The sequence below is a fragment of the Rothia sp. 11273D007AR genome (genome assembly GCF_053547255.1).
The window spans coordinates 25,062-47,754 of record NZ_JBPPWJ010000005.1; the positions used below are offsets into that span (position 1 = coordinate 25,062).

Annotated in this window: 18 protein-coding genes; 11 read left to right on the forward strand and 7 right to left on the reverse strand. The window is 55.3% G+C overall.

The window, feature by feature from the left end:
* Positions 1-15 precede the first annotated feature (15 nt).
* The 4 genes from ACED88_RS03760 to ACED88_RS03775 are packed head-to-tail and all read left to right on the forward strand — an operon-like array spanning position 16 to position 6,836.
* Positions 16-3,393, forward strand: coding sequence for a DEAD/DEAH box helicase family protein (locus tag ACED88_RS03760; RefSeq protein ID WP_449108760.1), 3,378 nt, complete (start codon positions 16-18; stop codon positions 3,391-3,393).
* A 38-nt stretch (positions 3,394-3,431) separates the two neighbouring features.
* The gene (locus ACED88_RS03765; protein WP_449108761.1) at positions 3,432-4,913 is read left to right on the forward strand and encodes a type I restriction-modification system subunit M; all 1,482 of its coding nucleotides are present in this window, start codon (positions 3,432-3,434) and stop codon (positions 4,911-4,913) included.
* Positions 4,910-6,001 (forward strand): restriction endonuclease subunit S, encoded by a 1,092-nt coding sequence (locus tag ACED88_RS03770; protein ID WP_449108762.1) that lies wholly within the window; start codon positions 4,910-4,912, stop codon positions 5,999-6,001. Before ACED88_RS03765 ends, ACED88_RS03770 begins: the two co-directional genes overlap by 4 nt.
* Before the next feature lie 16 nt (positions 6,002-6,017).
* Complete coding sequence (locus ACED88_RS03775) at positions 6,018-6,836, forward strand: hypothetical protein (protein WP_449108763.1); 819 nt, start codon at positions 6,018-6,020, stop codon at positions 6,834-6,836.
* Positions 6,837-6,960: 124 nt separating this feature from the next.
* Here ACED88_RS03775 and ACED88_RS03780 read toward each other — a convergent pair whose 3' ends face one another.
* Genes ACED88_RS03780 through ACED88_RS03790 form a run of 3 tightly spaced genes read right to left on the reverse strand, consistent with a single transcriptional unit; the run spans position 6,961 to position 8,376 of the window.
* Complete coding sequence (locus ACED88_RS03780; protein ID WP_449108764.1) at positions 6,961-7,641, reverse strand: hypothetical protein; 681 nt, start codon at positions 7,639-7,641, stop codon at positions 6,961-6,963.
* A gap of 21 nt (positions 7,642-7,662) precedes the next feature.
* Positions 7,663-7,911: a hypothetical protein gene (locus tag ACED88_RS03785; RefSeq protein WP_449108765.1), complete on the reverse strand. Its 249-nt coding sequence runs from the start codon at positions 7,909-7,911 to the stop codon at positions 7,663-7,665.
* Positions 7,912-7,950: 39 nt separating this feature from the next.
* Positions 7,951-8,376, reverse strand: coding sequence for a hypothetical protein (locus tag ACED88_RS03790; protein ID WP_237185629.1), 426 nt, complete (start codon positions 8,374-8,376; stop codon positions 7,951-7,953).
* A gap of 457 nt (positions 8,377-8,833) precedes the next feature.
* On the opposite strand from ACED88_RS03790, the gene ACED88_RS03795 reads away from it, so the two are divergent.
* Entirely contained in the window at positions 8,834-9,610 is a 777-nt protein-coding gene (locus tag ACED88_RS03795; RefSeq protein ID WP_449108766.1) for a transposase family protein, read from the forward strand.
* A gap of 167 nt (positions 9,611-9,777) precedes the next feature.
* Here the strand turns inward: ACED88_RS03795 and ACED88_RS03800 are convergent, their stop codons facing one another.
* Positions 9,778-10,230 (reverse strand): prevent-host-death protein, encoded by a 453-nt coding sequence (locus ACED88_RS03800; RefSeq protein WP_449108767.1) that lies wholly within the window; start codon positions 10,228-10,230, stop codon positions 9,778-9,780.
* A 389-nt stretch (positions 10,231-10,619) separates the two neighbouring features.
* On the opposite strand from ACED88_RS03800, the gene ACED88_RS03805 reads away from it, so the two are divergent.
* Positions 10,620-10,877 carry a hypothetical protein gene (locus ACED88_RS03805; RefSeq protein ID WP_449108768.1) on the forward strand — a complete coding sequence of 86 codons (258 nt, stop codon included), beginning with the start codon at positions 10,620-10,622 and terminating at the stop codon, positions 10,875-10,877.
* Between the two features lie 74 nt (positions 10,878-10,951).
* Here the strand turns inward: ACED88_RS03805 and ACED88_RS03810 are convergent, their stop codons facing one another.
* Complete coding sequence (locus ACED88_RS03810; protein ID WP_449108769.1) at positions 10,952-11,989, reverse strand: ImmA/IrrE family metallo-endopeptidase; 1,038 nt, start codon at positions 11,987-11,989, stop codon at positions 10,952-10,954.
* 167 nt (positions 11,990-12,156) lie between these two features.
* Here ACED88_RS03810 and ACED88_RS03815 point away from each other — a divergent pair, with 167 nt between their 5' ends.
* The 5 genes from ACED88_RS03815 to ACED88_RS03835 all read left to right on the forward strand — a co-directional run bounded on the left by ACED88_RS03815 (position 12,157) and on the right by ACED88_RS03835 (position 17,661).
* The gene (locus ACED88_RS03815; protein ID WP_449108770.1) at positions 12,157-12,951 is read left to right on the forward strand and encodes a MerR family transcriptional regulator; all 795 of its coding nucleotides are present in this window, start codon (positions 12,157-12,159) and stop codon (positions 12,949-12,951) included.
* A gap of 110 nt (positions 12,952-13,061) precedes the next feature.
* Positions 13,062-13,586, forward strand: a complete 525-nt coding sequence (locus ACED88_RS03820) for a mycothiol transferase (RefSeq protein WP_449108771.1) — start codon at positions 13,062-13,064, stop codon at positions 13,584-13,586.
* Between the two features lie 2 nt (positions 13,587-13,588).
* Complete coding sequence (locus ACED88_RS03825) at positions 13,589-14,197, forward strand: DUF1349 domain-containing protein (RefSeq protein WP_449108772.1); 609 nt, start codon at positions 13,589-13,591, stop codon at positions 14,195-14,197.
* A gap of 215 nt (positions 14,198-14,412) precedes the next feature.
* Positions 14,413-15,165, forward strand: coding sequence for an SDR family NAD(P)-dependent oxidoreductase (locus ACED88_RS03830; protein WP_449108773.1), 753 nt, complete (start codon positions 14,413-14,415; stop codon positions 15,163-15,165).
* 282 nt (positions 15,166-15,447) lie between these two features.
* Entirely contained in the window at positions 15,448-17,661 is a 2,214-nt protein-coding gene (locus ACED88_RS03835; protein ID WP_449108774.1) for a phospholipase D-like domain-containing protein, read from the forward strand.
* Positions 17,662-17,751: 90 nt separating this feature from the next.
* On the opposite strand, the gene ACED88_RS03840 is transcribed toward ACED88_RS03835, so the two are convergent.
* Positions 17,752-19,014, reverse strand: a complete 1,263-nt coding sequence (locus tag ACED88_RS03840) for an FAD-dependent oxidoreductase (RefSeq protein WP_449108775.1) — start codon at positions 19,012-19,014, stop codon at positions 17,752-17,754.
* A gap of 167 nt (positions 19,015-19,181) precedes the next feature.
* Positions 19,182-22,376 (reverse strand): fibrinogen-like YCDxxxxGGGW domain-containing protein, encoded by a 3,195-nt coding sequence (locus tag ACED88_RS03845; RefSeq protein WP_449108776.1) that lies wholly within the window; start codon positions 22,374-22,376, stop codon positions 19,182-19,184.
* Positions 22,377-22,693 lie beyond the last annotated feature (317 nt).

The following is a 22,693-nucleotide window of genomic DNA, read 5'->3' on the forward strand; positions in this document are numbered from 1 at the left end:
CAGTCATGAGGCGCTATGTCTAACTTTGCTTTTGTTCACCAGGCCTTACCGGAGCTCTACCAGGATTGCGCCAAGGCTGAGGGTTATTTGGTGACGGACGCGCCCACCGCCTGTTTCTACGCCCGGCGGGCTATTGAGGGTTTGGTTGAGTATATCTACCGGGTGCGGGGTATTTATCGCCCAGAGCAGGCCACGCTGGCGACCTTGACCAGCAATGAGGCTTTCTCTGTATTTCTCGATAATGACAAGCGCCTGAAGTTCAAGACTATCCGCCACCTGGGAAACGATGCGGCCCATAACTCCCGGAGGGTCCTTTCTGAACGGGACGCCGAACGGGCGGTAACCGACCTGTATCATCTGATGGTCTGGGGTGTGTACAACCATTCGGCAACCCCGGCTTTAGCTCCTGTGGGCAGGTCTTTTGACCGCCAGCTAATTCCCACGCTGCGCCGCCAGGCAGAGCAGCGAGCTCTGACCCAGCAGCGCATGGCTGAGGCTGAGGCCGAACGCACGGCTGAGCTGGAGAGACTGGCTGCTAAGCACCAGGCGCGGGTGGATGCTATGGACGCCGAGCTAGAGCGTCTTCGCGCCCAGCTAGCTGAAGCCCAGGCGGCTAGACCCCTGCCCGATACCCACGACTATAACGAGGCTGAAACCCGCGACTACTTCATCGACCTGCTCCTGGGTGAGGCTGGCTGGCCCCTTGCTCATAAGCGGGACCGTGAGTACCCGGTGACGGGCCTGCCCACTCCCAGCGGGTCGGGCCGGGTTGATTATGTGCTGTGGGGCAGGGACGGCCGCCCCCTCGGCGTGGTCGAAGCCAAGCGGGCCCGGGAGTCAGTAGATATTGGTCGCGACCAGGCCAAAGCATATGCGGACGCGCTCCAGGCGGCGACCGGCGTCCGCCCGGTTATTTTCTACACCAACGGCTATACCCACTACCTGTGGGATGACGCTGCAGGTTACCCTCCGCGTGAGGTGCAGGGTTTCCTCACCGAAGATGAGCTGGCCCTCTTGATTGAGCGCAGGACCAGCCGCCAGCAGTTGAGCGGGCAACAGGTTAATACTGAGATTGCTGGGCGCGACTATCAGCTGCGGGCTGTTGCTTCGGTGGCTGAGGCTTTTGATGCCCGGCGTCGTAAGGCCCTGCTGGTGATGGCGACCGGTTCTGGTAAGACCCGCACAACCATCGCCCTGGTGGACCTGCTCTCACGCGCCGGGTGGGTCAAGCGCGTGTTGTTCCTTGCTGACCGCACTGCCCTGGTCAACCAGGCGGTCAAGGCCTTCAAGGCTCACCTTCCCAACCTGGCTACGGTGAATCTGGTTGAAGATAAGCAGGCCAATGGCCGGGTTTATGCCAGCACCTACCCTACTATGCTAAACATCATTAACCGCACCCGGGCTGAGGGTGAAGCTACCCTGCGCGAATTCGGCCCCGGCTATTTTGACCTGATTGTGGTCGATGAGGCTCACCGGTCGGTCTATGCCAAATACAAGGCGATTTTTGACTACTTTGACGCCCTGCTGGTGGGGCTTACCGCTACCCCTAAGGACGAGGTTGATTTTAATACCTATGCTCTCTTTGACCTGGAGGCCGGCGTGCCGACCGACGCCTACACCCTCGATCAGGCGGTAAGCGACGGTTATCTAGTGCCGGCGCGGGGCTTTAGCGTGGGAACCCGTTTCTTGCGTGAGGGTATCCGTTACAATCAGCTGAGTGAGGCGGAGCAAGAACAGTGGGAGTCTGCCGACTGGGGTGATACTGTGCCCGAAGAAATTACCAGCGAAGCCCTGAATCGTTTTCTCTTTAACGCCGATACGGTCGATAAGGTGCTGACCACGCTCATGGAGCACGGCTACCGGGTTGCTGACGGTGAGTTGCTAGGTAAGACCATTATTTTTGCTAAGAACCAGGCCCACGCTGATTTTATCTATGAGCGGTTTAACGTGCTCTTCCCCGGCTACGGCGGCTCCTATGCCCAGGTGATTACTAACCGCACGTATGCGGCGGAGTCGGCGATTGAGAAGTTCTCGCAGCCGGAGTCTCTGCCCCGCATTGCCATTAGTGTGGATATGCTCGATACCGGCATTGATGTGCCTGAGATTCTGAACCTGGTCTTTTTCAAGCTGGTACGAGCCAAGACTAAGTTCTGGCAGATGTTGGGGCGCGGCACCCGCCTGGCTCCCGATATTTTTGGCCCCGGGGCCGATAAGACGGACTTCTTGGTCTTCGATTTCTGCCAGAACCTGGAGTATTTCAGCCAGGATCTGCCCGGCTCTGAAGGCCAGCTGTCTAAGCCTGTCTCTCAGCGGGTGTTTGAAACCCGGGTGAGGCTGGCCCGGGCTCTGGTGGGCTCTGGCACCGTGAGTGCTGGGGACGATTACGCGGTGGCTGTGCGCTCTGACCTGGCTGCCTTTGTGGGCAGGTTGGATATGGGCAATGTGCTGGTGCGCCCCCACCGGGCTGCGGTGGAGCGCTTTGCATCCGCGGACGCCTGGGCGCAGCTTTCTGAGGCGGATGCCGAGTTGGCGCTGAGTTTGGGGGCTGTTGCCTCAACTGTGCCGGTTGAAGGAACCTTGGAGGCCAAGCAGTTTGACCTGCTCATGCTCGGGGCCCAGCTCTCTGCCCTCACCGATGATTCTGCCGCACTGGCCCGCACCAAAGAGGTGGCCCAGACCCTCGCCGAAGACCTGCTGACTAAGGCAGCGGTTCCTGCCATCGCGGCCGTCCTGCCCCACCTGGAACAGCTGGCCGCAGATGACTGGTGGGTGGATGTCTCCCCTGCCCTGCTGGAGTTCATGCGCAAGAAGCTGCGCGGTGTCACCCACCTGCTTGATAAGGGCCAGAAGAAGATTGTCTACACCAATTTTCAGGACGAGCTTATCGACCCGGTAGAGGTCGAGGTAGTTCGCACCCAGGTAGGCATGAACCAGGAGCGGTTTGAGCAGAAAATGCAGGAGTACCTGCGCGAACACCTGGATGCGGTTGCCGTGCAGAAGGCTCTTCGCGGCAAGCAGCTGACGGACGAGGATTTTGCGGCTCTGGCTGATTTGATCGACGCTTCGGGTATCGGCGGGCCGGCAAATGTGCAGGTGGCGCGTGAGTCCGGGGGTCTGGGTGTGTTTGTGCGCTCGCTGGTGGGTTTGAGCCAGGACGAGGCCCGGGCTGCTTTTGCGGTCTTTTTGGATGAGTCGCGGTATTCGGCAACACAGATTCGGTTTGTGCAGCGCATTGTGGATGAGCTGAGTGAGAATGGCACGGTTGACCCGTCGCGTCTCTACGAGGACCCCTATGTGAGCTTGGGTGACCCGCTTGAGATGTTTGGGGACGATGACGCCTTTGAGATTGTCTCGATTCTCAACCGAATCAGGGCTACGGCCGAGGTAGCTTAGCAGGGTGTAGGGGCTTGTGACCCCATATACTTAGAGCTATGGCTATTGCAATCTCGGGCGAGACTAAATCGCGTATTGATCGTATTTGGAATGACTTCTATTCGGGCGGTATTTCTAACCCGCTAGAGGTTATTGAGCAGCTGACGTATCTGCTGTTTATTCGTCGTTTGGATGATGCGCAAACTCGTGCTGAGAAGCAAGCTCGGTTGACTGGCCGCCCGGTGGAGAACCCGGTCTTCGGTGAGGGTCAGGAGCTGTTGCGGTGGCAGAATTTTAAGAATCAGGACCCGCAGGTCATGTTCGATGTGATGGCCTCGGGTGTGTTTCCGTTTTTGCGTAATCTGGGGGCTCAGCTGGGTGGTGAGGAGTCTACCTACACCCAGCATATGAAGGACGCTACTTTTAAGGTTCCTACCCCTGCCCTGTTGGCTAAGGTTGTTGACCAGCTTGATGCTATTACGCTTGATGATCTTGATACAAGCGGTGACTTGTATGAGTACCTGCTGTCGCATTTGTCGGTTGCGGGTCGTAATGGCCAGTTCCGCACTCCGCGTCACATTATTGAGTTGATGGTGGCGATGATGGCGCCTGATGTTGAGGACGTCATTGTGGACCCTGCCTGCGGTACGGCTGGTTTTTTGGTGGCGGCTGCTGAGTGGGTGCGTGAGAATCGTGACCCGTTTACGAACGCGAAGCACCGGGAGCATTTCCATGGGGGTATGTTCCACGGGTATGACTTTGATTCGACTATGTTGCGTATTGGGTCGATGAATATGATGTTGCACGGGGTGAATAACCCTGATATTCGCTACCGGGATTCTTTGAGTGAGGGTGCCAGTGAGGACGCCGAGAAGTATTCTTTGATTCTGGCGAATCCGCCGTTTGCGGGAAGCTTGGATTATGAGGCCACGAGCCAGGATTTGTTGAAGGTCGCTAAGACCAAGAAGACTGAGCTGCTGTTTTTGGCTCTGTTTTTGAAGTTGTTGAAGCCCGGTGGTCGGGCTGCTGTGATTGTGCCTGATGGTGTTTTATTTGGGTCGTCGAAGGCTCATAAGGACGTTCGCCGCGCCTTGGTTGAGGACCAGAAGCTGGACGCTGTGGTTAAGTTACCTTCGGGTGTCTTTAAGCCCTATGCGGGTGTTTCGACCGCGATTTTGTTCTTTACAAAGACGAATTCGGGTGGCACTGACGAGGTGTGGTTCTTTGATGTTGAGGCTGATGGGTTCAGTCTGGATGATAAGCGGAACCCGGTTGAGGCTAATGACCTGCCGGAGGTTTTGAAGCGCTGGGCTGAGCGTGATGGGGCTGAACGTGAGCGGGCCCGCACGGAGAAGTCTTTTACTGTTCCTAAGAGTGAGATTGTGGAGCAGGGCTATGACCTCTCTATTAACCGGTATAAGGAGCTGGTTTTTGAAGAGGTAGCCTACCGTTCCCCTGAGGAGATTATTGCGGAGCTGGAGCAGACCCAGCGCGAAATTGGCGAGCACATTGAGCAGCTGAAGAAGGTGATGGGGCTGTGAGCGAGACAAGGACGGTGAGGCTCGGTGATTACTGCCATAAAATTGAAAAGATTACTTCAAAAAACTTCTCGGATGAATCATTTCAGTACGTAGATTTAAGTTCAATCGACAACAAGAAGAAAATCATAACTAGGGCCAGCAAGATATTAACAACAGAAGCTCCAAGTCGCGCTAAACAGTTACTCAAAAAGGGAGATATTCTCGTATCCACGGTACGCCCCAATTTAAATGCTGTAGCTGTTGTTCCAGATGAGCTTGATGGATGCATCGGCTCAACAGGATTTTCGGTCCTTCGTCCTACCGATGAACTGGACCCTGTTTATCTTTTCTCTTGGGTGTGCTCTCCTACATTTGTAAATAGCATGGCAAACCTAGCTACTGGCGCTAGCTACCCGGCTATCAGCGATAGAGTAGTGAAAGATTCTCTTATTCCGCTCCCCCCACTCGAAGAACAAAAGAGAATTGCAGCTGAATTCACTCTAACAAGATTAATTTCACAAAAGCGTGAGCGCCAGCAGGAGCTTTTCGAAGAACTTAAATCAGCAGTTTTCCATGACTTATTCGGTGCCTACAACGAGAACGTGGTTAAGCTAGGCGAGGTAGCTGATATTACTGCGGGTATCACCAAGGGACGTAAAACCAATCAAGCTACCCGGGAAGTCCCCTATCTGGCGGTGGCAAATGTTCAATCAGGCTTTCTCAAACTGGATAACGTGAAAACAATTGAAGCTACAGAAGCTGAAATTGAAAAATACCGTCTACAAAAAGGGGATATCATTCTTACCGAGGGTGGGGACCCTGACAAACTGGGGCGTGGTACTGTTTGGAATGATGAGCTGCCAGAAGTAATCCACCAAAACCATATTTTTCGCGTACGTTTACACACAGACTCAGGGCTTACCCCTGAGTTCGTAGAGGGTTATTTATCTGACCCTCGAGCTCGTAAACACTTCCTAAGAAGTGCTAAACAAACCACAGGAATTGCCTCAATCAATAAAACACAGTTATCAAGTTTAACCATACCAATCCCTCAGAGCAATTTCATAAAAAAATTTAACAAACAAAATGAAGTTTTCAAAAATATTTGACCGAAAAATATAAAGCATGGATAACACTCAAAAAGAATCACGAGATTCGCAAAATAAAAATTTATTGAAATTTATTAATCAGGAAAATCTATTCGGCGCCCTAAAAGCGCTCCCCCTTTTAGTAATTATTGCAAATATCATAATATTCTCATCAGCATTAAAGCTTACAGGTGGAGACTACTATCTTGCTAGCGAAGCTATAAAAAGCATTGACTTGAATTCATGGTGGATATCCAATCTATCTACAATAGTATTAGCTATATTTTTTTGCGCTTCACCGCTTTTCTACTACCCTAGCCAAGGAATTTCAAGTCGCGCAATTTTCTACTTCAAAGAAACCTTTTCTATCACTAAAATTCCACCGTACACAGAGACAATAACTGCCCAAGTTCTAGCCTCTTTCTTTATTCTATCCACCTCTGCATACATTAATTACATTCTCGGATTTAAAAGTTTTATTGTTCCCGGACTCATTACATCATTTGCGTATCTCATCATTTCTCTTATAATAATTTTTGCAGGAATTCCCTCAAAAGGCGAGCTGCAACAATACACAAAATCAATATCTAAAAAGCTTCCAGTGATAGTTTCTATAATATTAACTTTCCTCTCTCCAGTTATCGTTTCTGATTCCGCCATCTTAGGACAGAGCTGCTTAATTCAAACATCAGATGAAGGATCAAAACCTATTGCAGATATCATTCCACTTGATTTTTCAAAAGATTCACTTAAAGCAATATATTTAAATGACCCTGGTTACATCAAACACAGCACCATCGATGAATCTTTTTCAATCTACCCAAACTCATGTGACTCAATCGATTTTTCACCATAATCAAATGCACATGGCAAGATTAAGCAGAAATAGTGAAAGCAAAATTTTTAATGCAATAACTAAATCAAATGTAGCATTTGCCAATTATTTCTGACCTATGCTGTGATGATATATTTCATCAAAACTAGGTTAAGTTTTCATTTAGCAGCTCAAGCAAATCAGGTTCCCCAATCACCGCAATTCGTTGCCCCGCCTCAATCAAAGAAATAGCCTTAAGCTCCTTACGGTTCTCACCCAGCAAAGGCGGCATGCTTTCCTCAGCTCCGGCGCCAATCACCAAGACAGTGGTTTTCTTCGTCACCGACTTTGCAATAAAGCCACCAGCAGCCTCAATAGCACCCCAACACTCCTCACGAGTCATAGCGTCAAGCCCACCCGTCAAGGTAAAAGTCTCCCCCGCTATTCCCTCCGGCGCAGGAGCCACCGGAACAACAGACGGAACATTATTTCGTCGAACCTTACGAGGCACCGGAACACGGTCAGCACGAATCATGCCTGAACTAGTTGGCCCGCCCCAAGCGTCCTCAACCGAAGACGCCCCCACAAGATCAACCAAACGTAAAGCAACCAAAGCTGCCATCAAGGAATCCTCGCCAGCCTCATGATGATGAAGCTGCTCCAGCCCAAAGAACTCAGCCAGAACATCAAGACGGTGTTGGTCCAGTCCTTCAATCACACCAGTCTTACTCAACCTACGAGACAAGCTCAATGTGCAATAAAAATCAGGAGCTAACTCATCAATACCAGCAACCTTATTGGCATGATTCCACACTGACCGATCAAAGCCCGAATTATGAGCAATCACAGGCAGATCATCGATAATTTCTTACATTCTCTGGCGAGTTTCAACCCATCCCACACCATCAGCCTCAACCATTGCAGGAGTAATACCGTGGATACTCACGTTTAAGGGATGAAAATCAGCAACAGACTCATGAGGCTTCACTAACCACGACACAGTCTCTACAACTTGGCCGCCCCTCACCACCGTCAAACCAACTGCACAAGCCGAAGCCCGGCTCGCATTTGCAGTCTCAAAATCAACGGCAACAAAATCTACAGAAGCGTTAGGCACAGTACAGTAGTCTTTCTTTGGTAAAGCGAATAAGTGGTTTCAAGCCACAGTCAAAGTGGCTAAAGAATTGATTCTAGTTGCAAACTCAGAACCAGTAACAGCAAAGTTCTGACCTGGAGTTTCATCCATAGACTTCATCCAGTCCAAGGTTGTGATTTCTGTAGAGATATCGGTGTAGGAGCTAGTCTTAACTTCTTGACTGTTCCATAACAGGTTACGCGCAACAATTTCATTCCCATCATTGGTTACCAACACGACAACAGGAACGTTTAGCCGTTCGATCCGGTGAAAAGTTAGAACTGCGGACTCTTCAGCAGCAGCAGGAACCACCGTTAGCTCCGCTTGTTCAGGAGAGCTTTCCATGACCGCCTCAACAAATGCCTTACCTTCGACGGTTGTTCTGGCGGCCCGGCTAAATGACGCCGCCAGTTGAGCTCTCTTCATAATTATTTTCTCGGATGCCATTCTCGCCACCTTTCAAACGCTTCACCAATAACGTAGCTACAAGCTTCATCATACGCTTCGTGGCTATCCTCAGCACTATTTAATACTCGAATGCCCCGAGCAGGTAGCTTCTTTTTGGGCCTCAGATAATCACCAACATGGTAGTGGAAGTTCTCGTGAGCTGAGCATGCTCGAATCACATCAACCACATCTTTTGAAGGTGAATGGTAGGCCATTAATCCAACACTGAATTGCACAACTAAAGGATTATTCCTGGAAAACGAAGAACAAGTAATATGCCTGTCGATTGCTTCCAGTTGCCGTTCCTCGTCCAGGTGAAACCTGATCGCTGGCAAGGAGGCTTATTCAAAAGTAGACACGCACCCCACACCCACCAACTAGACAACGGCCCCACCCGCGGCAAAAATATGAGCGTTAAATCTCTACAAATAACCTCAAGCCATACCGGACAAGACCGTTGCCACACCAGCGTACAACCGGCCTCACAGCCACGCAATTCGCCACACTACACACAGCCCTCACCCATCACCTCACCTGGTCAAAACCAGGCGGAAGACCACCAGCGCTAACCCTCACCCAAGCCCTCAAAATCACCCTGCTCTACCACCGCCACAACCTCACCGAAGAACTCCTCGCAGAACTTTTTGCTGTCTCTCAATCGACAGTCTCACGAGCTATCAACACCATCGAAAAGGCCCTGGAGAAGATTCTCACTCCGCTGACTCAGCCTTTGAAAGAAAGCCTCAAAGCACCCGGGTCCTTAGTAGTTGACGGGACTCTGATACCCACGTGGAATTGGCGTTCACTTGGTAAAACAAATTTCTCTGGAAAGCACAAACGAGCCGGATTCAACCACCAAGTCATCTGCACCCTCGATGGCAGACTCCTAGCCATCACTGACCCGTTGCCTGGGGCTAGGCATGATGCATATGCCTTCAAGGTTCACGGGCTAGATCAGCTGCTGGATTCTTCGACTCTGGCTGATAAGGGCTATGTGGGGCTGGGGTTGGCTACCCCGGCCAGGCGTAAGCCGGGTCAGCGGCTGAGTCGGGAGCAGAGGCGGAATAATCGGGTGCTGAATCGGCTGCGGTCGGTGGTGGAGCGGGTTATCGCTCACATCAAGACTTGGCGGATTCTTCATACGGGGTTTAGGCGGCCGTTGGGGTTGTATGGGCGGGTGTTTGCGGTGGTGCGGGGGTTGGTGTTTTTGGCTGCGGGTGGGACTTTTGAATAAGCCTCAAGGTCTCTACACACTCGTCACACCGGCTGTGGAACTTCGTTCCTGAAGCAAGATTCTGATGGCCTGCCATCATGCACCACCTCTCGAATACATCTTCGATTATCATAGCAATATTAGACAGGCTTATTCTTCCGCTAGTGACAGCTAACGCAATAAGTTTTTCAAGGAACCTCTAAGTTCACAGGCTCAGGCAACCATTCAGGTTCCACTTCATCCAGCCCAGCAGCAAGGGCAGTTGCGGCCTCAAACCAGCTCGTTACCCCTACCAGCAAAGTCTTTGGCTGGTTGGTAGCAAAAGCAGCTCGGGCAGTGTCGATCAGTTCACGGGCGCAAAGCTCACGGTCCCCAGTATCGAGCGCTAACATCCAGGGGAAAACAGTGGCCATACGTTCAGCCAGTGAACCACCCTCAAGTGTTGTTGCAGCAATAATCTGAGCTGCAATTGCAAACATGTCGCGACGCTCGTCTGCCTCGTGCTCAGTCATTAGCACCAGGTTTTCACCATCACGACGGGTCACAAGAACAGGCTGAGACTCAACCGCTTCAAAAACTGGTTTAGGGTTGCGGCTCAGCTCTGAGGAATTGAAGGTTCGAGCGTAGGTAAGAGTAGACATACAAACAGCTTATTCAGAAATAGTTCTGAAAACAAGAGGTTCTTAGGTGTTGTACTTATGACCGGCAGTACTGGAGGCTGGTATACCGAAATCATCCGTGAAATCGGGCAATACCCTGCACCCAAACCGCACCGTGGACTTCCCGGCAATATCGAAGATATCTACTGAACATCGAACCGCTGATATCCCTTCGATTTTCTGTTCTAATCTGGCTTAATAGGTATATGGGATTAAGAGACAACAAAACTGCTGAACAGCTTTTCGACGGTATTTCCCTCATGCACCACAACTTAAAAGATGGTGCAGAAACAAGCCCCGCTGAGGACTCCCCCGCCTGCCGGGGATATTCGGAAGTTCCCCCGTGGCTGTGGAACGGAATCTTTGACGCCATGACCTTCCTGTCCGACGTCATGGGTGTTGGCTCCGAGCCCTACAGCAATTGGCTGAAGAACCACCAGGACCCCGCCCCCATTGAGGAATGCGGCCTGGCTGACCTCACCCTCTATTTCTTCATGGCAGGACGCGGCGAGCGGTTCAGTGAAGGCACCATCGCTGGCTTCGTTAAAACAGGCAAAATGCTCGCCATGACTGAGCGTTTCTTCGAGCTAGTACCCGCCCTGCCGGACAAGGACCTTCGGCAGAAATAGCGCCGTCAGTTACCCCGGCAAGACAACAACCGAAATTGCACACACACCGTAACTTTTAACAAATCGGGTTCAACTTAACGCACCACGCGCAGGGCCGGGCGTCCGCTCTCACCGTGCTTTTCGACCTTGCCCTCCCCCTGCACCAGTCGCAGACGAGTACTAAACGTCAAGGTCAGCACATCGTCAACCGGCACCGCAAGATCAACAGCAATACGCTCAGCCGTCACAGCACCGCCCTTATCAGCAGCAAACACCTGCGGGAAAAGCCTGGACTGTTCAAATGCTCCCATGCCCTCAGGCTCGCCGTCCCTATACCCCCGGCGTGTTAGCTCAATACACACCTTGCGGTAAATCCAATCAGTCATCCGCCCACTCTTATGCAAAGAGGTTGCCAAGGCAAAGGCAGACACCTGAAAAATGTACTTAGCTTCTACAAGATCGTCCACCGAAGCATTCTGAGGGAGATACTCAGCCAACAGCGACTCAGGCATTAACAGGGCAGACGCAAACTCGTCCGCCTCGCGTTCCTGCACCGCCGAAGAATTATCAACAGGAGCAAACCGGTGCAGCACAAGATGGGCCAGCTCATGAGCAATATCAAACCTAGCTCGCTCGGGAGTCTTCTGCTGAGCAACAAAAATATAGGGCTTACCCTCATACCAGAGTGAGAAGCCATCAACCTGCATGGCAGCGTCTGGAAGCACCATCACACTAATACCCCGCGACTCGCACAACTGCACCAAATTCGGTAAGGGCCTAGTACCTAGACCCCACTCCTCACGAAGCAACTGAGCAGCTACCCTCGGGGCTATTCCCTCAAATGAAGGCACGACAATTGAAGGTAGGGTGAACTTATCCTCCACCCACTGCATTATCTCAATACCGGTAACGCCTGCTGCAAGGGCAGAATCACGCGCACTGCGAGTAGCCGCACGACCAGCCCTAAAATTAACAGCATCAACCTCAACCGCCACCTGTGGCTGACGTGAAAAATACTCAACCGGGTACCCAAGAACATGAGCCAACCGGCTGACCACAGAATCAGGGGCGCCCTCTTTTTCATACTTCTGGGTAGTACGGTCTGTCACCCCTAACTCCTGTGCCAAAGACACACGGGTATGCCCCCGCCGTTTACGGGCGAGGGCAACACGCTCAGGGTAACTGCTATGCAATCTGGAACTCAACGTCTCCGCCACCAATATCAGGAATTTCGCTACGGTCAATATCTAACTTAGTCCGAGCTTGACCCTCACGCCACGTTAGGCCCCACAATGGAAGCATGAAGGATCAAGATACCCTCTACACAGTAGGGGAAGTAGCGCAGGCTCTCGGTGTCACGGTGCGCACCCTGCACCATTGGGAATCCCTCGGACTCATTGCCCCTGCTGAACGTACCTGGTCGAATTATCGGCTGTACACTCCCGACGATATTGCGACCCTGCAACGGATCCTTATCTACCGGGCAACCGGCATGAAACTCACCGACATTAAAGAAGCCCTGGCCAGTAGCTCAACCAGCCTGGAGCACCTCCGCAGGCAACGCCAGGCCCTCATGGACCAGCAACAACAGCTTTCCGCTATGGTTGCTGCTATCGACACCCTCATGGAGAACGAAATGACGAACAAGAAACTCACCCTCACCGAAATCGGCGAAGTTCTCGGCGATGCCAACTTTGCCAGCTACCAGGCCGAAGCTGAGGAACGCTACGCCGGTACGGACGACTGGACTATCAGCCAGCAGCGCACCGCTAGCTGGAGCCAGGCCGACTGGGCCGGTTACAAGAATCGCGCCGCTGAGCTGGACGGAAAACTAGCGGATGCCGTGCGCCGCAACCTGCCGACGGACGGCACCGAGGCGGGCGAGCTCGTCCACGCCCACCGTCAGCTGCTGAGCGAGTTCTTCCCCGTCACCCCCGCCAAGCATTACCTGATCTCACGCGGTTATATTACCGATGAGCGGTTCACCAGCTACTACGAGTCCCAGCAGTCCGGCCTAGCCCAGTGGCTGGCCGACGCTATCGAGGCAGAGGCTGAACGTGCCGGAGTGGACCTGGCCAACCCCAGCTGGGACTAACAATCCCCTCTTCCCTAACCGAACGTGCGTCATTTCGCTGAGCGTGCACCGGCCATGCGCACGTTCAGCGAAATGGCGCACGCTCGTTGTACCGCCGGTAAACTGAGACTATGAAAACCCCTTTCACTGACCCGCCCCTGACCGGCTCCGAAAAGGAGCTGGTGCTTGGCTATATCCGTTTTCAGCAGGAGATTTTCCTGCGCAAACTCCAGGGCGCGGATGGCAGATGGCTGGACGAAGCCGTCCTTGCAACTCCCCTGCACCCCAGCAGCATGACCCTAGCCGGTATGGCCGGGCACCTCTGGTTCGTGGAGGACTACTGGCGGGAGGAAATCCTGCTCGGCCGCACCCTACCTGAGCCGTGGGCGTCCTTCGACTGGCAGCAGGATGCGGACGCCGACTGGCACCTATCCCTCCCCCTTCCCCAGGTTCTAGAGAACCTTCAGGCCAGTATGGAAGCTACCCGCCAGCTGCTGGCTGAGCGCAACTGGGATGATCTCAGCGAAGGTACCCTCAAGGACGGCACCCGCTTCAGCTACCGTTGGGTTGCCCTGCACCTGATTGAAGAGTGGGGCAGGCACCTGGGCCACGCTGACCTGCTCCGAGAAAATATCGACGGAGAACAAGGAGACTAGACATGGACCTCACCACCTTCACCTGGACGCGCCCACCCCGCCACTACACCGTCACCCGAGACCGGGTAGAAATCACCACCGAACCCGGCACTGACCTCTGGCAACGCACCTACTACCGTTTCCGCAACGACAACGCACCGGTCCTGCAAACCAGAACCCGAGAACGGTACTTTTCCTTTATCGTCAAGGCCAGTTTCGATACCGCCCAGCATCGTTTTGACCAGTGCGGCGTAGCTGTCTACCTGGACAGTGAAAACTGGATCAAAGGTTCCATCGAATACGAGAATGAGGACTTCCAGCACCTGGGTTCGGTCGTCACCAACGGCGGCTACTCCGACTGGGCTACCACAGAGATACCGGCATCAACCGGTTACATGTGGTACCGGCTCAGCCGCAGGGGCCAGGACTTCCGCATTGAGAACTCTCTCGATGGCACCACCTGGCACCAGATGCGCATCTGCCACCTGGCTGAAGCGGGTGAAGAGATCAGTTTTGGGGTCTACGCCTGCTCCCCCGAAGACTCATCGTTTACCGCTGTCTTCACGAATTTCGAGCTAACAGACTGTGCCTGGCAGCCCCATGATGGGCAGCAGCCGGATGCCGAAGCCTGAAATTGGCCCAGCAGGGTGAGGACGACGCAGCTCATCTGCACAGTTTAGGGTGACTATAGAAGCGATAAGCTAGCCTCATTTAGAGTGTCTACAAAGTCTTAACTATAAATTTTAGTTTACTAATGAACTAAATGGGTGTAGGCTTCAAGTACCAGACGATGTAGCACGACATCGACCGGTATCGTCAAAGATGACACCACTTGAAGGGAAATACCATGATAGATTTCACTGGAAAGATAGCCACAGTCTCAGGGGCCGGTTCCGGGCTAGGACGCGCAATATCGCTCAAACTTGCCGAGTTAGGAGCGAGCGTATTAGTTACTGATATCAATCTTGATGCTGCACAAGAAACTGCTGAAATCATTATTCAAGCCGGTGGCACAGCATCAGCCCTTCAGGCTGACACATCTATCTACGATGATCACGTCAAGGTAGTTGATACAGCCGTCAAAGAGTATGGAGCCCTGCACTTAGCTGTCAATAACGCGGGCATTACCGGCCCTACTGGCAAGATTGAAGATATCGATATTGCTGATTGGGACAAGGCTATCGATATCAACCTCAATGGCGTTTTCTACGGCATCAAGGCCCAGGCTCAAGAAATGCTCAAGCATCCTGAGAATTCCGCAATTGTAAATGTTGGTTCTATCCATTCCCGCACGTCCTCAATTGGATCCCCTGCTTATACAGCAACTAAGCATGCAGTGGACGGAATTACTAAGGCTGCGGCTGTAGAATATGCACCGTTGGGTCTACGGGTAAATACTGTTGGTCCTGGTTACGTGAATACTCCACTGCTGAAGAACGTCAGTGATGATGCCCTTAAAGCAATTACTGCTAAACACCCCATGGGACGGCTTGGCACTCCTGAGGAAGTAGCCAATGTCGTGGCTTTCTTGCTCTCAGATGCTGCCAGCTTTGTCACCGGTTCCTACTATCTAGTAGACGGTGGGTATAACGCAGTTTAATTAAACCGTTTTTCTCTAACACTAAATTTTTGGCTCCGCTGCGCCCCTAACCGAGCGTGCGTCATATCGCTGAGTGTGCACCGACTATGCGCACACTCAGCGATATGACGCACGCTCGCTTGATTTCGCCGCATTGTGCGGAAAACCGGCGACTAAAAGTTTTCATTATTCATTTACCAGACATCTTCTCGCCATCTTGCCGCCATTTGCACCCTGTTCACAATAGCCTGTCATGCTACTGGGTAAACCACACACCCCACCCACTAGCTGAAAGGCATACTCATGCTCACCGTCTTCGACCTCAACACCCGCACCATGCTTTACGGGCCGGACTTCTGGGAGCTCACGGCAGGTTACACAGAGTTTCACGGGGTCAGCTTCGTCTCCTCCTTCGCTACGATTGAACAGCTCAGCCAGAGGTTCGAGCAGGTCAAGCTGATTCTGGGTCTTGAAGAAGCCAAAACCGGCAGCCTGCTGCGGCAAATCTTCGACCCAACCCGGCGCGTCCGCGAACTAGAAACCGCCAGCGAGCCCCTGCTCTACGCCCTCGAAAGCGGCCGCGTGCACCTCAAATACAACGCCGATAAGCTCTTTCACTCCAAGTACTTCATCCTCACATCGGCCGACGAGTTTGCGATTCTCACCGGGTCCATGAACCTCACCCGGGCAGCCATGACCCAGAATCACGAGCACAACACCCTCTACCGGGGTCGCTTCGACAGCCCCGACGACGCCGCCTATCTGCGCGAATACACCGAACTCTTCACCCAAAACTTCGAGGTCGAAGCCACCGACTATCTCGACCGCAGCACCGTGCAAGAATTCCGTCAGGCCAGCACCGCCGAGCAGCGCACCAGCATCATCGATACCCGCATCATCAAGGACGCCAAACTCCTACCCACCGAACACCGCGAAACCATCGGCCAGCTCCTGCGCGAGGAAAAATCTGACACAGCCACCCCCGAAAGTGTGACCACAACTTACCAGCTGGGTGACCCCGTCGTCCTGCACACTCTCAAAGCCACTTACACCCCCGCCGGTAAAACGCGCACCCCTGCCGCCGCGACCAAGGCCCTGCAGACCGTGCACCTCAGACAAAGGCAGGTCGCCCCGGCGGACGCCAGCCCCATCACGGGTGCGCAACCCCGCTGGGTTGCCACCGACGACGGTACCCTGCTCATCAACCACGAGGGGAAGGAACTTACCCCGCTCACCGATGCAGAGGTAACAGCCCGCGACGCCTCAACCTTCGTCGATATCGTACTCTCCTACCGGGACAACAAGATGCGCGATGAATCCCACCAGGCCCTGAGCGCCTTCCTCTTTGCCATGACGGCCCCGGTGCTCTGGCGCATCCGCCACCTGGTTATGGAAACCGGCGAAAATCCCGACAAAATCCCCGTTCTCCTGGCTATCTTGGGGTCTGGGTCATCGGGTAAAACCACCATGGTTGACGACTACCTCAAGCCCTTCATCGGTGACTATTCTCCCCTACTGGCTGAAGAACTGCTCAAAACCACCTACGGCTCTAAAACCGGGTCCATCAACTATATGAACAGCTATATGGAATCGGGCGAAGTCTCACCCCTCATCATTGACGAGGTGGGCACCCAGTTCCTGAACGGGGCAACGGTGCAGGGCAAAATCAAGCACTGGGCCAACCTGCGCTCCAACGGGTTTGAGGGCCCGCAGGGAACCATCATTCTGACCTCAAACGCCGACGGGGCTGTGCTGCAAGAAGCCATCAAAAAACGCGTCTGGTACATCTCTATTACCAGCGACTACAAGCCCACTGACCAGCAGGTCTATAACTTCACCTCCCTGGCGGGGTCGGTCAACAACAACCTCTACCGCCACGTGGTCTACACCCTCAGCCAGCGGCTCGACCACCTGACCGCCCACGAGATTCAGCGTTTTTCACGCAACTGGGTCTGGCTCACCGCCGAGATTCTGCAAGAAACCCTGGCCCGCTTTGGGCTAGAAACGGCCTTTCCCGCCAAAATGTTCACCCCCTACAGCTACCGCGACGAAATCGCCCGCGGCATCATCACCGACACCATCCACCAGGCCCACGCCAAGGACGCCCTAGCCTTCAGCGCGCACAGTCCCGAGGTGGCGTCCGTCCTGCGCTCTGCCTGGGAGGCAACCGGCACCTTCAACAAGACCCAGAAAGAAGAGATGATTGAATTTCGCTCTATTCTGCCCGCCGACTGCGTTTTAGAAGCAACCCCTAAGGCCATCACGCTGAACATCGAGCGCACCGACGCCTATCTGGGCGAGCCCCTGCTAGCCGGCTACCGCGAGCGCAGCCCGCTCAATGTGGTGACCAAGAGCGAGCACACCCTCGCCCTACTCGAAGCGCAGCGGGAGAGGTCTGAGCGGGAGAAGGCCGAGCTGAGGTTGGAGTTAGAGGCTGAGCGGGTTGCTTTGTTGACTCGGCAGATTCAGGACGCTGAAGCCCGCTCGCGCGGGTGGGGGCGGCTGTGGCGGCGGTAGGCTCCGCTGCGCTCTAACCGAGCGTGCGTCATATCGCTGAGCGTGCACTGGCCATGCGCACGCTCAGCGATTTGGTGCACGCTCGCTCACCTAAGCCAGCAGCGCGTTGAACACCTCAGAGGTCGAGGGGTGGGTGTAGATGCCCTCACCGACCGCACCGGCCGGGATCTTCTGGGTCATGGCTAGGGCTACCGTGTTGATGAGCTCCTGGGAGTCAATGCACCAGAGGGTGGCACCCAGGATCTGGTTGGTTTCCTGGTCGAGAACGAACTGGGCAATACCCTCTGGCTGACCCATGATCTTGGGGCGGGGCACAATCGCCAGGTCAGCGATTTTTGACTCGCGCACCTCAACCTTGTAGTCACGCCCAGCAGCCTCAGCGGTGAGCCCTACAGTTGAGAGCGGCGGGTCAATAAAGGTGGTCGTGGGCAGCAGACGACCGGTGCGGGTACGGGAACCATCGCCCCAGCGGTCTGAGAGCACAATGCGGTGGTCATCATAGGACGCATAGGTGAACTGGGGTGCGCCGGTTACGTCCCCGACCGCGTAGATACCCTCAACGCTGGTGCGGCAGTGTTCATCGACCTCAATTCCCTTCTCGGTGTACTTGACCCCGGCAGCCTCAAGGTCAAGCCCCGCAACCGCCGGGCAGCGTCCTGTCGCTACCAGTATCACCTCATCATCGAGCTGGTCTGTGGCCTGGTCTACCGAGACGCGCTCATCAACAAGAGTTACGCCCTGGGCTTCTAGGTGCTCGCGCACAGCCTGGGCAATGTGCCGGTCGAGGGCGGGCAGGAAGTCCCCCTCGCCCTTGTAAATGGTCACCCGGCTACCGAAGCCCGAGAACATGGTAGCGAACTCTAGGCCAATCGGCCCGCCGCCAATAATGGCCAGTGACGCCGGGGTGTGCTCTAGCTGCTGGATACTGGTGGAGTCGTGCACGCGTCCGCCCACCTCCACGCCCGAGCTGGCCCCGGTGTTAATAATGATGGTCGAGGCGCTCACCTGCACCTGCTCCCCCACCTGAACAGTAGAAGAATCAAGGAACCGGGCAGCGCCGTCTAGAAGCAGCACGCCTTTGCCTTCCACCATCTTCTGGTTAGCGGCGTTCAGGCGGTCGATGAAAGTATTGCGGGCGTCGCGGGCCCGGGTGAATTCCCGGTGGGAGTGGGCCTGTTCCAGTAAGAACTTGGTCGGCACGCAACCAATGTTGATGCAGGTACCGCCATACATGGCCGGGTTTTGCTCCACCAGCGCTACCCTGTCGCCGGCAGCAGCCCGCTTCATCGCAATGGTCTTTCCGGCCTTGCCAAAACCAATCACCAGTACATCGACGGTGAGTTGTTCCATCATGACTCCTCTGTGTTTCTTAGGGGTTTACCCTGCCTACTTTACTCCCGGCAGGCGTCCGCCCCGGGCACCTGCCCAGCTTTTTCGCGCAGAAAAAACTCCCCGCCCCTCAACGCTATACGTCTAGGAGCGGGGAGTTTTTGGGGGCTAGCTCAGTTTTAGAACCAGGCCTATCGCACCTCGCCAATCATGTCGAAGGTGGTGGCTGCACCCTTGGTGTTGGAGTTGACCATCACCGCAATGGAGTTCTTGCCCTGCTTGAGGTCAGAAGCGGGAATCTCGATGACCAGCGGGGTGGTGCGGGCGGCCCCAAAGTCTACAGCGCGGGTGGCGGTGTAGGTGGGCAGGGCGCCCCAGATGAGGTTCTGGCGGGTGTATTCCTTACCGTTGACCCAGATCATCATGCCGTCATCCACGTAAGTAGTCAGAATGAGTTTCTGACCAGCAGCCAGGTTCAGGTTGAGTTCCTTGCGCAGCATCATCGATACCGGCTGGGCGCTGGATGAGAACTGGTACATGGTAGCTACGCGCGGTTCGCCCCAGCCAACCGATGAGTAGGTGGTGTACCACTTGGCGGTGTCGTACTTGTAGTCGGTGGCGCGCCAGGTGGAGTCCAGCCCCTGCCAGGCGTTCAGGCCAAAGGCAATCTTCCACTCATCGCCAGATGCCAGGACCGGCTCAGAGTTTTCTGCCGGAACCGCAAACGGCTCAATAGGAGCAGGGTTGTTGATGACAGTACCGTTGGCAGGAGCCTCAGCAAGGCGCTTGGGCTCAGCGGGAGCGGGCTCTTCCACAACCGGGGGCTCTACCGGGGCAGGGGCCTCAGTGGTTGCTTCGGCGGTCGGAGTAGGCTCGGCAGGCACCTCAGCGGTAGGCTCAGCAGTGGGCTGAACAGTGGGTTCGGCGGTGGGCTCCACCGGAGCTACAGGCTGCTCGGTCTTCTGGGCCACAGCAACGGGGGTTGAGGCAGAGAAGTTGCCTGCGGCGTCCGCCGATCGCACGAAGTAGCGGGCGTCATCGGTGTGGGCTACCGAGTAGGTGGTGTCGGTGGTGGTTGCGATAACGCGGTTATCGCGCAGCACCTGATAGGTGACGTTGCGACCGGCTGAGGGCCAGGTCAGGACGTCGGTGGCACCGTCGGTGCTCACAGCCAGTGAACGCGGGGCGGCGGGGGCGGTCACATCGCGCGGAGCGAAGCGAGCAAAGCCCACGGTCTGCTGCATGCCGTTAGCGCCCTGGGAGCGGTTAATGTCGCCGCCCAGCCAGAGGGTACCCGTGGAGTCAACGAACTGCTCCCAGACACCGTCGCCGCGAGGGCCGCGCAGGTTGGGGGCGAACTCGCCGATCACACGGCCGGTTTCAGCGTCAAAGGCGGCAGACAGGCGGATGGACTGCAGGTTGAAGAAGCCCTTGTTGGTCCAAGGCTGCATCCAGGTGCCAGAGCCCTCATAGATGTAGTTGCCGCAGTGGCAGGCACCGTAGATGACCTTGTTGTTCTGGTCTTCGTAGAGGTCCTGGAAGTCGCCGCCCTCGATGGTGATAGCCGAGTAGAGGCGGCTCATGGTGTTCTTGGCGTACTGGTGGATGATGTGCTCTGAACCGGCAGCCCAGACGGTGGCGCCGGCGTCCTCAACGTCGTTCTGGTAGCCCTGGCGCTGGATGGTGGGGAAGGACGGCTCCCAGGTCCATGCCTTGGCAATGTTGCCGTCGGTGGTGTTGAGCTGGGCTAGCTTCCAGGTCTTGGTGCCGTTGACCTCTGAGAAGTAGCCTGCGGCGGCGACGGTTGCCCCGTCATCTGCTGCTGAGAGACCGTTGACGGTGCCGTTGAGGTAGGGGCGCCAGCTGGCGTCCGGCCCGTTCTGGCTGAAGCTAAAGCGACCGGCGTTGCGGGAGTAGCCGGTAGCGCCGGTTTCGGTATTGACCACGTGGGAGAAGGCACCGCCCACGTAGAGGTAGTCGCCCTGCACATCCAGGGTGCGGGCGCTGGTGATGGAGCCTGCACCGCGGTTTTCAATACCGAAGTTATAGGTGCGGTCGATTTCACCGGTGACGGGGTTAAGAATGACCAGGCCGGCGACCTTTTCGCCGTTGACCTCGGTGAACTCGCCGCCTACAGCCAGAGTGCCGTTGGGCAGGGCTTCAAGGGCCTTAATCTGACCGTTGAAGGTGGGCATGAAGGTGCGCACGAGTTCACCGGTGGTTACGTCGTAGCCTGCCAGGAACTTCTGCTGTACCTTTTCGCCGGTGGCAGCGTTTTCTACCCAGGCGAAGTCGCCGCCGGTGAAGACGGTGTTACCCACCTGGGTGATGGCCTGCACGTAGGTGTTGAGCTCGCCCAGGGTTCCTGTGCCGGTGGTGTCGCTGGTGCGCCAGGTGACCTTAGCGGAGTAGGAGTTGGGCAGGGCACGGCGGGTGGAGGCGGACGCGCCCGCGTCAGCGTAGTCGCTCAGGTTCAGGTCTGCCTGGGTCAGCTTGGGCCGAAGGAAGACCTGGGAGAAGGGCAGGGGGCTGGCGCCGGTCTTGGACCAGAGGTGGGTGGTGGCGTTATCGGAGCCGCGAGCAACTGGGCCGTAGGCAAAGCCCATACGCCAGCCCTGTGCGCTGGTGCCCAGGAAGTTGACCTGGTACATGGAGAGTACCGGCTTCATCATCTGGCCGGTCAGCGATGAGAAGTTTCGGTTGGAGCTGGTGACGGTCGGTGAATCGCCGCGGAATTTGATGTCACGCCAGGTCTGGGTGCCTGAGAGGGCCCAGGTCCAGTCGGTGGCGTTGGCGCGGGTGGCGGTAACATTCTGCCATTTGGTGCCTTCGGCGTTGGCAGCGCGGCGGATGCGGAAGCCTTCTTTGAGGTCAGACACCTTGCTATTGCCGATCAGGGCATCGACCATGGTGGAGGGCAGCTGCACGGGGGTGAATGCGTCGGTGCCGTCGGGGTTGGTGTAAAGCTCTGAGGCTTTGCCCTTGCCGTTGTAGTTTTCTTCCCAGCCGTCGCGGCCGCGGCCGATCATGACCCAGCCGCCACCGTCAGTTTCCTGGTCGCAGAAGAACTGTTCGGGGGCTGCCATCTCCGGGGTCCAGAGCCAGTAGGTGCCGCTGGTTGCAGCGGGGTCGGTCTGCTTAGCTTCCCAGCAGCTGGCCGCAGCGGTTTCACTGGTTTTGCCGTCGGGGGTGTAGGTGTCAGATGCAGTTGCGCCCGGCAGCACGGTTACTGCGGTGGCAAGAGCGAGGACGCCCACCCCGGCTTTGGTGGCCAGGTTGGGTTTTTTGAGTGAAAAGGGGGCTTTAAACTGGGTGCGAGTAGCTACCCAAAAATCGCGCGCTGTTGCGCGCTTCGACGGGCGCGCCGAAGTGTCTTTGTGTTCCATGTGTTCCCTAGTGTGCGAGTAGCCCGCCGGTTAGTTGGCGGATCAATGTGCGTATATATAGCTTAGGGTTTGCTGGGCTTGCTCTGCCTGCTATGGGGTGTAGTCGTTGCTGGGGCTAAGCGCCACCAACCGGCCCACAAACAAAAACCAGTCGGAATATCCGCCCAAGTGAACACCTAAGCGTCTCCAACGGGGTGTTTTCAGTGCGAAAAAGTCCAAGCTGTGGAACCAGCCACACCTGCTCAATATACCCGGTTAAACAAGGGCGCCGCCCCGCACTCCCCTGCCCAAAGGCAAGAAAAGTACGGGGCGGCCTC